The 14,472-nt window shown below is 70.1% G+C and carries 1 protein-coding gene (running past one end of the window); it reads right to left on the reverse strand.

What is annotated here, in order from left to right:
• Nucleotides 1-14,440: the 5' portion of a DUF6349 family protein gene (locus tag ABTY61_RS32355; protein ID WP_350508693.1), read on the reverse strand. The gene continues 20,459 nt to the left of window position 1, outside the view; only the first 14,440 of its 34,899 coding nucleotides appear in the window; it begins with the start codon at nt 14,438-14,440; the stop codon falls past the left edge of the window.
• Nucleotides 14,441-14,472 lie beyond the last annotated feature (32 nt).

Consider the following 14,472-nt stretch of genomic DNA (forward strand, 5'->3'; position numbering starts at 1 on the left):
GGCTGATGAGTTGGTGGCGTTCGTCGGTGCCGCTGCCGGTGGTGGTGATGGTGAATCCGGGCAGGCCTTCGACGGGGAGGGGCGTGCTCGTGCCGGGTGCCTCGAGTACGGGGTCGCCAGCAGTGGGGTTGGCGCTCTGGGGGCGAGTGCCGGGGCTGTCGATGGGTTCTTGGGGGTCCGTGGGGTCGGAGGGTGTGGTGGGGTGGGGGTCGGTGGCGTGGGGCTGCGTGTTGTCGGGGGCTTGGTTGGGGGCGGGCTGGTCGTGCGGCTTCCTGGCCTCGTGGACGGCGGCGATGTCGGCGCTGGTGAGGCTGTACATGGCCTGGACCTTCGCCAGGGCTTCTGCCGCGTTGGTCTGTACTTCCGGGTCGGGATTTGTTTCGGCGACGTCGAGCCATGCCTCGTACTGCTTGGGGCTGTCGGTGATCTCGGGGGCCCGCATTTCGGCGGCCCTGCGCCGGTGCTCGTCGCCTCCTGGGAGCGGTCGTAGGAGGCGCTGCTCGGGGTGGTTGCGTGACCTTTCTCGCAGGTACTCGGCGGCTGCCGCATCGTCGAGGAGCAGGTCCGGGCGCAGTTCGGTCAGGGCGAGTGCCCGGTGGCCGTCGGCGGTGGTCGCGATGGCCGAGTCGGTGGTGGTGAGGAATCCTGCGCCTTCGAGGGCGCGGACGTATTGGGCCCGCACGATGGTGCGCCCGTTTCGGCGGTAGTACGTGCCGTCGAAGGTCACCTCGCCGGCTGCCGCCCAGCGCATGATGTCGGCCAGGCGCCGGGACCAGTTGAGTTGGGGGACGGTGGACTCTGCGGCCCGTTGCTCGCGCAGGGCGTTGACTGGCTCCGCTTCGGGGGTGGGGTGGTCGTCTTCCGGTGTCGCGGCAGGAGCGTCGGGCTGCGATTCGAGCGTGACCTGGCCGGGCTGGTTCCCGGCGAGGTGCTCGACTGCGGCGTCGAGGTCGGTCTGGGTGGCGCGGCTGAGGGGTAGGTTGCGGGGCAGGTCCCAGCTGACGGTTCGGTCGGTGTCGGGGATGGTGGTGCCGTTGTCGGCGCTGACGGTCAGTGGGGCGAGGGTGAGGGTGATCAGGCCGGCCGGGCCTTCGTGGGGCTGGGCGGTGACCCGGTAGGGCAGGAGTGCGTCGTCGGCTTCGAACCAGATGTCGTCCCCCTCTGTGAGGGAGTCGGGGTAGGCGTCGGTGTCGTTCGGTGTCGGCCGGTTGGCGACGGGGTTGACCAGGTCCCACGCCAGGCAGGCGGTGGAGTGGCTCTCGTGTCCGGTGGCGCGGTCGTGCTCGGCGCGCTCGCGCAGGACGAGGCGGTCCAGTTCGTGGCGGAACGCCCCGAGTGTGCTGGGCATGGCCGGGTCGTCCCAGCCTATGGGCTGGCCGAGGTGGTCGGACAGCGCTGCCAGGCGGTCGGACAGGGCGATGGCGTCGGCTTCGGTGGGCAGGCCGCGCATGATGTCGAGGGCGCGGTCGAGGCCGGAGCCCAGCAGGTAGGCGTACTCGTCTACACGTCCGTAGTCGGTGGCGCTGCCTGCGGCGAGCAGTGACCAGGTCCCGTCGCTGTCCTGGAAGAGCGCGAACTGGCCGTTCGGGGTGAGGGCGAAGGTGTCCAGCTCCGCGAGGCGCCGCATCTCCTTGCGCAGGGCGGCGCCGAGGGTGTCGGGCAGGGCCGTGAAGTGGGTGACGAGCTGGCCGGTGCTGGCGAAGCGATGTTCGGTCGTGTCGGTCGTGGTCGGGCCGGGCTGTTGTGCCGGCACCGGTTCGGCGGCCGCGACGGCGTCGGGCGCAGCGGTCTCCGGTCGGCTGTCGGTGGGTGCGGGTGCGGTCCGGGGGTCGCGGAGGTGGTGTGCCCAGGCTGCGGCGTCGCGGACGAGGTCGTTGTAGTGGGTGGTGAACTCTTCGTCGCCGCCCGTGTCGGTGGCCTGCGTCACCGCGGTCGCGGCAGCGGCCACGGCTTCGAGGCGTTCTGCCAGGTCCGGGCTGTTGAGCGGCCGCTGTAGCGCGGCGGACATGGCTTCACGGACGGCGTTGGTCAGGTCCATGTTCCGTCGGGTGAGCCAGTGAGAGCCTCGGGTGCCCCGGCGGGCGCGCAGGAAGGCACGGGCTGCGCGGCGGGCCATCTCGTCAGGGGTGTGGGCGTGGTCGCCTACTGCTGCCCGCAGGGCTCCACGCCGCAGGAGGGGTCCCGGGACGGTGGCCGTCAGGGTGGAGCCGTCGCGGCTTGCCTCGATGGTGAGTTCGCCGCTTTCGCTGCGGCGCAGCTCGGTCAGGGTCATCGGTTCGGACCAGGCGACGGTGTCTTGGGGTTCGCTGGCTGCCGTTGGGGGTGTGACGGGAAGGCGCAGGACGGCGCCGGGTTCGAGGTCGTCGAACGCGGCGGGTCGCCAGCCTTCCGGTGCCTGGTCACTCGCTTGGTCGTGGCGCGTGTAGGTGGTGGCGCGAGCTTCCTTGCGGGTGGTGTGGCGGCTTCTTTCGTTGCCGTCGCGGTCGAGGGAGAGGAAGTCCTTGCCGTCCTTGGTGGTGGCGCCGGTGATGGTGCCGTCCTCGTCGATGACGAGGTCCTTGCGGCCGGCCTTGGTGCGCTGGTGGGCGGAGCGCTGGATGCGCAGTTGTTCCTTCTCGCACCGTCGCTGGTGGCGGCGTTCGAGGGTGCTGGTCAGTTTGGTCCTGCGGGCGTTGACGAACTCGGCGTGCGCGGGGTCTGCCATGGGTAGGTCGAGCTGGGCGAGCTCCTGGGTGATGGCCTCGTCCGGGCCGAGGTCTGTGGTCGTGCGCGGCCGGGCGGTCCCGGCCTGGGGGTCGGGTGCGTCGGCGATGGTCATCAGGTGCTTGCCGCGGCGCACCGCCCACAGGGATTGGTAGGAGTCCGGGTCCTGGCCGAACGTCGCGAAGCTCTCGCCGTCGATCGTGGTGACCGTGCGCCACCAGGGGGTCGAGCCGGCGAGGACTTCGTCGCCGATCTGGAGGTCGATGGGCGACCAGCGTGTCCGGCGCTGTTCCGTGTCGGTCTCGCGGAGGGTCTTGCGCTGCGCGGGCCACAGTTCGGGAGCGGTGGTGTCGGCCGGGCCGGGTGCGGTGGCGGGATCCTCCCGGACGGCGATGGTGCGTCCGTGTTGCAGCATTCGTTCCACGAACTGCGCGGTCTTGGAAAGGCTGGTCGGCCGGCTGGTGTTGCTGGTCTGGACGTGGAGGCGCCGGCTGTGGGCCCACTGGAACTGGGTCTCCTCGCGGGCGGCCTGGGCGACCTCGTCGCCATCCTTCGGGACACCGTGGAGATCTGCGGTGGGTCCGGTGTGGTCGATCCAGACCGTCTCGGCCGGGCGCGGGCCGGTGGAGTCCACGGCTGCCGACAGCGCCTTGTGGCGCCGCGCCATCTTGGCCGCGGTGGCACCGGGTCCGCGTTCGCCGCGTACGCTGCTGGACAGTCCCGTCAGGCTGCCCATCCACAGCTTGCCGTTGCTGTAACGGTCGGGTTCGTGGGCTCGGCCGATGATGCTGTCTCCGTACCCGAGGGTGATGGAGGCGCGCCGCACCGGCTGGTAGTCGGCGTAGGGGTCACTGGGGCGCTCGGAGTCGAAACGCCACCAGTACCCGGGCTGGTCTCTTAGGGGTGTAGCTCCTTCCGGGACGGCCGGGGGCTCGTCGGAGCGGACAGCCTGCGGGTCACCGTCGCTCCGAGGCTGCGGTGTCAGCGTCTCGGTGCCCGCCTGATCGCCTCCTCGTTCAGCAGCCGGGGCTGCCGTGGTGCTGAGCCCCGCGCCAGTTTGATCGCTGGCGGAGAGCGGGCCCGCTACCGTCGCCTTGGCCGGAGCTGCGGACTCGGCGGCTCCGGTGTTGGCGGTGTCGGCAGCGGGGCTGGCCCGCTCGGCGGTCCCCCGTGCCCTGCCGGAGACCGGCTCCTGCCGAGCGCCGGCGGCTTGGTCCGGGCCGGGGCCGGTCTCAGGCTGGCTCGAGCTCGTCGGCGAGGCCGCGGCCGGTTCCTCGACAGGACGTTCCGGGTCAGGCGTGGCCCGCTCGTTGGCTGCCGCCTCCTCCAAGGCCGGCCCGCTCTGGCGGGCTCTCAGGCGTTCCACGTTCAAGTAGAGCAGGTGGCGCATGGCCAGGCGGAAGGCTTCGCCATCCGCAGGCGAGGTGAGGATGGCCGCGAGTCGGCTCCTGCCTGCGCTCGTCCGCTCGACGAGCCAGTCGTCCAGGCGTCCGGGCATGCCGAGGTCCTGGTCAACGTCCTTGCCGAACCGCTGCACGGCTTCAAGAAGGACCTCCAGCACGTCATCCTCGTGGTCCGCCACGACTGCGGGCAGGGCGTCGGGCAGCAGCCGCGCGACCACCTGGCCCTTGGGTCCCGTGGTGATCACGGAGCCGTCGTCGGTAAACGTCACCTGGACAGCGGGAGAGACACGCTGTGTCTCAGCAACCAGGACGGCCATCTCCTGACTGGTGACGTCCCGGGCCGTGCCGTCGACGCTGAGGTAGCTGTACCAGCGGCCGGGTTCGAATACGCCCGACTGCCCTGGCGCTTCCTCGGCCAGCGTGCCGTTCTCGGCGCTGCTGACCGGGCTGCCGCCCGCTTCTTGCGTGGCTGGGGCGTCGAGGTCTCCGGTCACATCGGGTTGGACCTCGGCGGGTACTTCCGGCTGCGCGCCCGTTGTCGCGAGGGTGGTGGCCGTGGTGATGTGTTTGATGGCCAGGAGAGCTGCTTCGTAAAGGTCGGGGTGTGTGCCGACGGTGTCACTGCCCACTTCGGCGCGCCAGCGCGCCTGGGGGAGTGGGGTGTGGACAAGAACGGCTACCGGGGTGAAGTCGTCCGCTTTGAGAACCTCTCGCACTGACAGCTCGTCGGCGGTGAAGGGTGCAAGGAGGAACTCCGTCTGGCCGGGGACCGGTTCTCCGGTGGAGAGGAAGCGGGCGCCGGCCTGGGCCAGGGACATGGGCTGGCCGTCGACGAGGTAGGAGACCGTGCCAGCTGCGGCGGGAACGGACTCGACTGTATGGCCCGCGGCGCTGAGCGCGCTGGCGATGCTCTGCCGGACCCGCGTCATCGGAAGGGGGCCCTCGTGGGCCACGGTCGGTTCCGGAACGCTCAGTGCGTGCGAGGCCGGCATGTCGGCCGGGACCGCTCGGCGATCGCTGGACTGCTTCTGGGCGTGGACGGTGAGCTGGAGCCGGACGCTGTGATGTTCGAGTGTGTCGATCAGCTCCTGGGCCAGCGCGAGAACGAGCTGGGCGTCAGAGCCTGCCTGATGAAGCGACCGGACGAGATCGGCTGTGACCTTGAGGCGGGCCACGGTCATGGTCAGGGCGGAGTCGAGGTTCTGGAGCTCGTCGGGCGTCTGCGGCTGTGCGCCGGGCCAGCCTTCGGTGTAGGCCGTCAGGGAGCCCGCGGCCTCCAGGACTCGGCGGGTGTGGGCGGGGATGGCGTCGAGCGTCTGGGTATGGAGACTGTCGATGCGTCCGGTGGTGCGCTGGATCCCGGCGGGGGTGTAGGGGTCGTCGACGAGTGGGTCCTGGGTGGTGAGGACCTCGGCTGCGCTTGCGGGGCTAGCGCCGGGAGCGGCGGCCTGGTCGGCCTTCTGTTCCTCGACCTTAGGGTGCTGGGAGGCATTGAAGATCTGCTCCCACGCGCCAGCCGTGCCGGCGGTGGCTGTGATCCGTGACGCGAGCAGGGTGGCGTACTGGGTCATGGTGCGCAGATGCCTCAGGGCGATCGGGGCCCTGTAGCGTTCCTCGTCCAGGTTGCGGGAGAGCTGGATGGCCGCGCGGGCCAGGGCGGTGCAGCGCTCGACGACGTCTGAGGCGGGGTGGACGAAGGGATCCAGACTGCTGCCGACCGCTCCCTGGCGCAGGTCCCCCACTGCCTGCCACAGTGCTTCACCGTCAGGCCGCGCCCCCTGGCCACGCGCGACCAGGGCCCTCCCAGCAGGCGTCTCCCTCATTCGCCACAGAGCGCCGAACATCGCTTCGAAGTCGTCGGTGGCCTCGTGCCGGGATGTGTAGGGCTGTCCGTCCGGGATCTGGATCTCCGTGTCAGTTCCCACTGGTGGCGGGTCAGTGATGATCTTTACGGCGCGCTTGTGATCGGGGAGGGCAAGTTGCAGGTTGCGGACGGGAGTGTCGCGGTTGCGGTAGTTCATGCGAGTCGGCAGCGCCCAGGTGCCAGGCGTTGTCGTCTGCTTGAAGCCGTGCTTCTCCAGGAGGGCACGGATCGGGGCGTCGCGGTCGTCGCTCCCTACCCCGCGTACCAGGCTGGCGCGGTAGTGGTGCTCGACCTCGATGACGCTCTCGGGGCCGAGGCCGTGCGGGGCCTGCTCCGCAACGGCCGCGATCGGCGCCGTCGCGGGCTCGTGCGCGGCTTCGGCGAGGACGGTCACCACGGCTGACGCCAGGTCCGGATCCTGAGCGGTGGCGCGGCTGCGGGCCGCGTGGATGTAGGCCGCGCGCACGACGCGCTCCAGGGTCTTCTGGTCCTCTCGCTGTCGGTAGGCCGACTCGGGAAGGGACAGGACCATGGCGTAGGCGGCGTGGGCCAGGCCGGTGCTCTGGCGTATGAGGTCGTCCAGCGTCCCGTCGGCCGAGGTGGCCGACCGTACCCGGTCCACGGCGTGATGCAGTTCACCGTGGGCGGTCGCGGCCGGGGGCCCGCCGAGGGCCACGTCGTCGGCCCCTGCTTCCAGGCGCTGCGCGGTCGCGCAGGCCTGCCAGGTTTCCCACAGCGTTGTGAGATTTCGCAGGCCTTCGGTGTAGGGCTGCTCGGGGTTGTAGGGGGTGGTGTCGGCTGCGAGTTGGTGGGCGGCGAGACTCCTGTGGTGGTCGTAGGCGCGGCGCGCGACGTCGCGCAGGATCACGGCGTCGGCGGGCTTCGTTGTCTCCTGGGCCTCTTCCAGTGCGAGCGAGGCGACCCGCAGCCACTGTTCGAGGGCCCGACCGAGCAGGGCGTCACTGCTCTGGCGCATGTCCCACATGAGACTGTGCAGCCCGGCCGCGGGGGTGTTGGTGTCGCGTGAACGGCGGTCGTAGGTCTCGAAGATGATGGATCGGGCGAAGTGGAGGTGACCGCTGTCGCGATACGGGGTCGGCCTCTCCTTGAAGGGGTCGTTACGTGCCTGTACGGCCCAGGAGTCAGGGTCGAGGTTGGCGGCGTCCGCCAGGAGGTTGTACAGGTCGTCGCCTGCGGCGTGCAGTCGGGCGAGGTGACGGTGCGTACGCTCAGCCAGTTGCTGCGCGGGGACGGCGGTTGCGAGACGGTCGTCCTCGGCGAGGAGGTCGGCGGCTTGGGCGAGGCGGTCGTACAGGGTGAAGACGTCGTCGGGCACCTGCTGGTCACCGCTTCGAACAGCGTCGATCGCTGCGGTGACTGCGGTGATGGCAGCGGTGGTATGCGCGGGCAGGCCGGAGGTGTCAATGGCCTCGAGGGCGCTCTGCATCCGTGCGGCGGTAGCCAGGATCAGCTCGCGGCCGGCCACCAGCTCGCCGGCTTCGCCGTAGTGGCCGAGCAGTACCGCAAGATTCCGTGCCCGTGCCACGGTCGTACCGGCCGTCCCCTCTGCGACGGGACGGAGTCGGGCGCCGGCGTGGGCGCTCGGTTCGACGGTGGCCACGCCGCCATCCGGTCCTGCGGGGCCGGGTTGGCCCAATGGTGCGGGGGTGATGTCGTAGCGGGCCCCATCGGTCCAGGTCAGCGTGAGGCCGTGCGGCGTCAGTTCGGGAGTCGCTCCGTCCGCGACCAGTTCGCCGAGGATCGCGGGCAGGTCCGCGCCCTCAACCGGTTCGCCGGGTACTCCGTCGCCGCCGGTGACGGTGTAGCGGGTGAACGCCGCCAGGTCGGGTAGCGGGCGGAGGTCTGCCTCCTGGCTGGCGGCGGGTTCCGGGGTGGCGCGCCAGCTCTGGAAGTCGGGGAAGGGCATGTCGAGGGTCGCGGCGTAGCGGGCGGCGTGCAGGCGAACGGCCTTGGCCATCGCCCAGGTGGCCGACACGGTCCGGGGCTCACGGGCCTGACGGTCCCAGATCTCGGCGACGCTCTTGGCCCGGTCTGCCAGATCCGTGAGCAGTGCCGGGTCGACGAGGAGGAACTGGTGCAGGAGTCGGGAGCGCCGGGCGCGGGCGCTCTCCTCGGTGACGGTACGACCGGCTTCCACGAGCGCCTGCTCGGCGGTCCCGGTCGCGAGTGAGGGGGCGAACCGGCCAGCCCAGTCCCGGTAGGTGTCGATCGCGGCCTTCTCCGCCGCCCAGCACTCGGCTATGTCGGCGTACGGGGCGCTCGCGTCGCGGGAACTGTCGACGGAGGCCACGCCTTCGGATCGGCGCGCAACGAGTGGCACGGCCACGGATGCCGGTGACGTGGTCTCGCGGGCGGGGTCCGCGGCAGGACCGTGTGCGAGGTGGTCGCTCGCGGCGAGGGCCACGTCCCTGACCATGCTGAGGATGTGGTCCACCTGCGGCCTGCCCTCGAGGACGGCCGTGTAGGCGGCTGCGGCGTCCCTGAGCGCTTGGGTCTGGCTGGTCGCCCTGAAGTCAGCGCGGCCTCCCGCCCGGACGGTGTCGAGATGGCGTGTGTTCTCCGCGGCGTAGGCGTCTCCCGCCAGTCGCAGAGCCCAGCTCGCCTCGTCCTCGGGAGTCTTGAACTTCGCCGGCGGCTGATCATTTGGGAGATGCTCTGAGCTGCGGAACCATTCGAAGTAGGCGCGGCGCAGTTCGGCCGCACTCGCCGCTACCGGGTCGTCCTCACTGTCGGGGGCCCCGGTCCGGGTACCGGTCGCTTCCGGCTGTGCGCTCATCTCCGCGTCGATCTGTGCCTGGGCCGTGCGGGCGAGGATCAGCGCGTCCATCTTGGCGAACGGCTGGTCGACGAGCTTCATCGCGCGCTCGATCTCGAGCTTGAGGTCGCCGACGACCGTGAGGTGCTGGGCGTGGATGCGGTCGAGCTTCTCGAGGTGGTTCTCGAGTCGGGTGATCAGGCCGAGCGGGGGTTTGGGATCGGTGACGAAGTCCTCGACGTCGCCGATGGCGAAGGTCGCCGCGGGTATGTGGCTGAGGCCTTCGATGGTGAACTCGATGTAGTCGTCGAAGGTGTTGATCCGCGCCTGGATACCGTGCCCTGCGAGGGTCGCCACGCGCTGGTAGGGGCAGGTGTAGGCGCCTCCCATGTGGCGGTGCATCAGGGCGATCTGGGCGCGCAGGGCCGTGGCGGCCTCGCCGCGCTTGGTGTGGAGCGTGCCGTCGGGGGTCGTGAGGCTGAACAGCTCGCCCTTGGTGCTGGTGCGTGCACCGGCCGCCTGTTCGACCATGGCGGCGAGCTTCTCGGCTGCGGCCACGGTGGCGTCGCGGGTGTCGACGACGTTGCGCAGGTGGCGGTTGGTTCGCTGCCAGCTCTTGTAGGCGGCCTCGAGCTGGCGCACTTCCTCGTCGGCTGCCATCTTCTTGAGCAGCAGTGGGTTGCCGGTGGTGATGGCCTTGATGTCGGCGTAGTCGAGGTAGTCCTTGCCGAGGTCGCCGTCGAGGGAGACGCGGTCCTGGTCTTCGAGCTCCTGGCCGGTTCGGATCTGGTCGATGAAACGCGCTTTTCTCTCCACGGTTTGCCACATGAAGGCGTCGAAGGAGCCTTCTTTGACCCAGCGGTAGATCTGGACCGGGATGTCCTGGTCGAGGTGCTGGTTGAACTGGCGGATGATGCGGCCTTCACGCTGGGTCACATCTGCTGGGCGCCACGGGCAGTCCAGGTGGTGGAGTGCGATGGCGCGGTCCTGGACGTTGACGCCGATGCCCATCGTCTCGGTGCTGCCGATCAGGACCGCGATCCTGCCGTTGCGGGCGTCGGCGAACAGTTGCTCTCTCTGTTCTGCGGTCTTGGCCTCCTGGGCGTAGCGGATGAGGTCGCCGGGGACGCCGCGTCGCCGGAGTTCCTCGCGCAGGTAGTCGTAGGCGATGAACTTGCCGCCCTTGCGGTTGTCGTCTGAGGCGGTGCCGCGGTCGGCGAAGACGAGCTGGAGCGCGCCCAGTAGGACGTTGGGGTTGCCGACGCGGTCGGTGTAGCGGTTGTGCTTGTTCTGGTGGTAGATCTCGGCGATCTTGTCGGCTACCAGGTCGAGTTTGCCGGGGCCGGTGGGCTTGTAGTCGACCATGCGCAGGTCCATGGCGGCCATGCGGCCGTCGTTGGAGATCTTGAGGAGGTTGTCGTCCCTCGGGTCGACTTCACCGCTGCGCACGGCCTCGGCCCGTTCGTCGATCCAGTCCATGAAGTCGCGGTCGACGTCAGTGGGCTGGACGACGATGGTCTCGCGGTCCGCCTTGGGCACCGGCAGGTTGAGGTCTTTTCGGGTCTTGACGTCGGCTGCCGCACGCCACAGGGCCGAGAAGGCCTTCGCGTTCATGAAGGCGCCGATGCGCTGCTTGATGCGCGGGGTGCCTTCCGGTGAGACCTCCGGCTTCATCGTCGCGCGCAGGTGCTGCGCCTGGTAGGAGGAGAACGCCTGGAGTTCGGCGCGTGCCAGCAGGTCGGGCCTGAACATGTCGAGCATGACGAAGGCCTGGGCCATGGCGTTGGGCCACGGGGTTCCGGTCGAGGCGAGGCCGATCTTGGGGCCGTGCCGGCGGGCAAGCGTGCGCAGCTTCGTGTGGAGGTCGCTGGACCTGGAGGAGACGGGGAGGGCAAGCTCGCTGTTGTTGGCGCCGATGTTGCCGTTGGCGAAGTCCTGGACCTCGTCGACGGCGATGAAGTCGATGCCCGTCTGCTCGAAGCTGACGCCGCTGGTGGTGATCTTGCTCAGTCCGCGCAGGGCCCGCTGGGTGTGCCGCTTGAGCTCGCCTTGCAGTTCCTTGACTGTCGCGCGGGTCTTGGCGGTGGGCCGGCTGGCGGCCTCGGCCCGGGCCGCGACGGTTTCCAGCGCGTCGCTGTCGAGCGGGTCCTGGCCGGGGTTGATAGCCGCTTGGTGGGCGGTGTCCGTCCCGGTGATGGCCTGGTGGATGAGGGCCCGGTACTCGGCGGTGCTCTCGGCGACGTACTGGTCCTGGCCGCGCGCGGACAGGGGGATCCGCTTGAAGAGGCTCTGAGGGAGAATGACCGCGTCCCAGTCGCCATTGGCAATCTGGGCGATGTAGGCGGCGGCGGTTTCCCTGTCGAAGTCCGCGCTGTCGATCGCGAGGACACGTGCCTTGGGATAGGCCTTGAGGAACTCGTTGCGGAAGTCGTTGACGGTCGCGTTCTTGACCACGATGCACGGCTTGCGGATCAGGCGCAGCCGACGCATCTCCATGAGGGTCATGGCGATGGTGAGGGTCTTTCCGGCCCCGACCTCGTAGTCGAGAAACGGGCAGCCCGGCTCCGCTAGCGCGCGCGCGACACCGGCCCGCTGATGGGGATGCGGGGTCACCACATCGGACAGGCCGGGGAACCGAAGGTGGCTGCCGTCCCCTGTATAGGAGACGGTGGAGTTGAAGAGGCGGTTGTAGGTGGCCAGGACCTCCCGGGTCCGGGCAGGGTCCTGCCACAGCCAGTCGACGAAGAGTCGTTCGAGTTCGTCGGCCTTGGCAACGACTTCCTCGGTCTGCTTGCCCGCCAGGCGTTTCGCAGCCTGGATGTCCTGGATACCGTCGCCGTCCTTGGCCTTCGGAGGGTCGACAACGAGGGAGGCACGGCGCAGCACGCGCTCGAACAGCTCGACCGCTTCGCGCTTGGCAGTCCCGTAGACCTTGGTGGCGGCCCTGGACTTGCGCACGCTTGTGGGGGCTTCGACGCGCCAGTCCGCGCCGGAGGTGCGGGTGACGGTCACGTCCTTGCTCTGCAGGAGCTCCTGCAGGAAGTCCTGGTAGTGCTTCGGGTCGATCCAGGTGGCGCCGATGTTGATGTCGTCGATGTCCCCGGGCTGCTTGTCCGGGGGCACGACGGGGCGCAGTGCGGTGACGTTGGCCTGGAGCGGGTGCTGTTCCCGGATGTCCTCGGCGACCATGTCGAGGACGGCCTGGGCCGCTTCGAGCTTCTCCCGGACGTCGCCGCTCAGGTAGGTGGGGGCGTGGATGAGCCGCTGGGTGCCGGGTTCGTTGAAGACGAGGTCGCCGAGGGCTTCGCGGGCCTGTTCGAGAGAGTCCAGAGACAGCAGCTGGGCGATCTCGGGCAGACGGACCTCGCCGTGCTTGTTGAGGCTGATGGCCAGCGCGTCCTCGGGACCGTCCGCGACGGTGTCGTCGTCCTCCGGCTTCGTGACGGCGCGGGTGAAGATCTCGTCCTTGCGGGCTGTGCCGGTGTCGCGGTCGTAGATCTCCAGGGCGTACACACCGGCGGCGTAGGGGTCGGTGCGAAACGCGCCGTGCGCGGTCCGGCGGTCCCGGCGGCCCTGTCGCTGGTTGAGCGTCCCGAACTGACGGGTGTGGGCGTCGTAGCGGTAGTTGAGCTGGGCACGCAGGTCGGCGGCTTGATCGGCGTCGCCGGTGGATTCGGCGCTGAGCAGCGCTACATAGGTGTCGCGCAGGCGCAGCAGCGAGTCGAGCTCCTCTACGGCGTTCTTGAAGACCGTGCGGGGCGCGATCTCGCCGCCGGCCACCTGCAGGTAGGTTCCGTCGCCTTCGCTGATGAGGGTGCCCTCGAAGCGCTGCAGGTCCTCGCCGAACATCTCCTGGGCCCGGCGCATACGTTCGGCCCTGGCCTCGACTGCTGCGCGCTGGCGGGCGCTGGGGCTCGCGCTCATGGTCAGGCCGCTGTCACGGGCGCGGCGGGTAAGCGCGGTCAGGGCCTGGGTGAGCTCGTCCGTCAGGTTGGTGTCCGGGCGGGGCCGGACGGTGACCTCCTCGCCGGAGAAGCGCCCCCGTGCCAGCTCGTGCGTGCCGAGGACCATCTCGGGATGTGTGGCGAAGTAGTGGTTGACGAGGACCTCGCCGCCGTTGGCCGTCGGCGCGTGCGCCAGTTTGATCCAGTCCGGCGGGGTGTCGGGTGCCTGGCCGTCGCGCCGTCGGAGGATGAGCAGGTCCGTCACGACGTCGGTGCCGGCGGCCCTGCGGTGGGCGCCTGCGGGCAGGCGGATGGCGCCGAGGAGGTCGGCGCGGTCGGCGATCTCCAGTCGGCCGGTCTTGCCCATTTTGTCGAGGGTGTAACGGCTGGTGAGCAGCGCGACAAGGCCCCCGGGGCGCACGAGGTCGAGCGACTTGACGATGAAGTGGTCGTGGGTGGCCAGGTGCAGCGGGTTGTGGAGGGGGTCGGTGAGGGCGATCTCGTCGAAGGGTACGTTGCCGACCGCGGCGTCGTAGTAGCCGTCCGGGACGCGGGTGTCGACGAAGGACTGGGCGCGGATGTCGGCGTCGGGGTAGAGCGCTGCGGCGATCTCCGCGGTGACGGGGTCGAGTTCGACGCCGGTCATCTGCACGGCGGGCGGTGCGAAAGCGATGAAGTTGCCGCTGCCGCAGCCGGGTTCGATGGCCCGCAGGCGTGCTTCGGCGTCGACGTCACCGTCGAGCAGGGGGGCCGGGGCGGGATCGAAGCCCAGGTCGATCAGAGCCTGCCAGATCGGTCGGACGATCGCGGCGTCGGTGAAGTGGGCGTTGCGGGTGGTGGCTTCGGCGGCGTTCCACTCGTCCTCGGTCAGCAGGGCGCGCAGCTCGGCCCGCAGGCCGGCGAAGTCACGCTGGCGGGGGTCGAAGATGCCGGGGACGGCGCCCCACGAGCTCCACCGGGCCAGGACGGCCTGCTCCTCAGGAGTGGCGGCCCTCTGCCCGGGGCGTAGGCGCAGGAGGACCCGGATGGCGGCGATGTTGGCGCGGATGCGGGTCAGGGGGCCGGTCGGTGCGAGGTCGTCCTGCGTGGCCGGCCGGAAGCGCGGCGCAGGCGGCGGGGGCGCGAGTCGGTAGCCGGCCACGATGTCGGCGCGGTCGACGGAGTACTGCTCGTCGTCGTGGTCGAGGTCCCGGACGAGGGCCTCGTCGCCGTCGAAGCCGAGGAGGACCACGTCAAGGGTGTCGCCCGAGATCGTGGTCCGGTACTCGACGATGTCGTCGGGCAGCAGGTCCTCAAGGGCGACTGGAACAAGCGACGGATTGTGGAACGTACCTGGTTCGGGCAGAGGGCCGGCTGCCGCGGGGGCGGGTGTGTCGCGGATCGCGGCGCGGTGGCGCTCTTCCGCGGCGAGGAGTTCGGGGTCGGTCCCACCGTCCTCGGCAGTGCCGGCGATGAACGGCAGCCGGCCGGTGCGCTGGCCCTCCCACAGGCGGTCGAAGAGAGCTTCGGCCTGCCAGCCATGCCCCAGCTGACGTGGGGTGGAGACTTCGTGGACGATGTCGTCCTCGGTCACCCGCAGGAGCAGGTATCCGCCCTGCTCGGCCGGGTCGGCGGTGGGCAGGTCCGGGGCAATGCCGTAGAGCCGGTACTGGTAGGTCGCATCGGCCCAGCTCGTCTCCGCGACGGGCATCAGCGCCCCGGCGGCGACCTCGGCTTCGAGGGATTCGAGGGTACGGGGCGTCTGGTACATGCGATCTCCTCCTGGTCGCGGACGGCGGGCCG

This window comes from Kitasatospora sp. NPDC096128, assembly GCF_040303105.1.
Lineage (GTDB): Bacteria > Actinomycetota > Actinomycetes > Streptomycetales > Streptomycetaceae > Kitasatospora.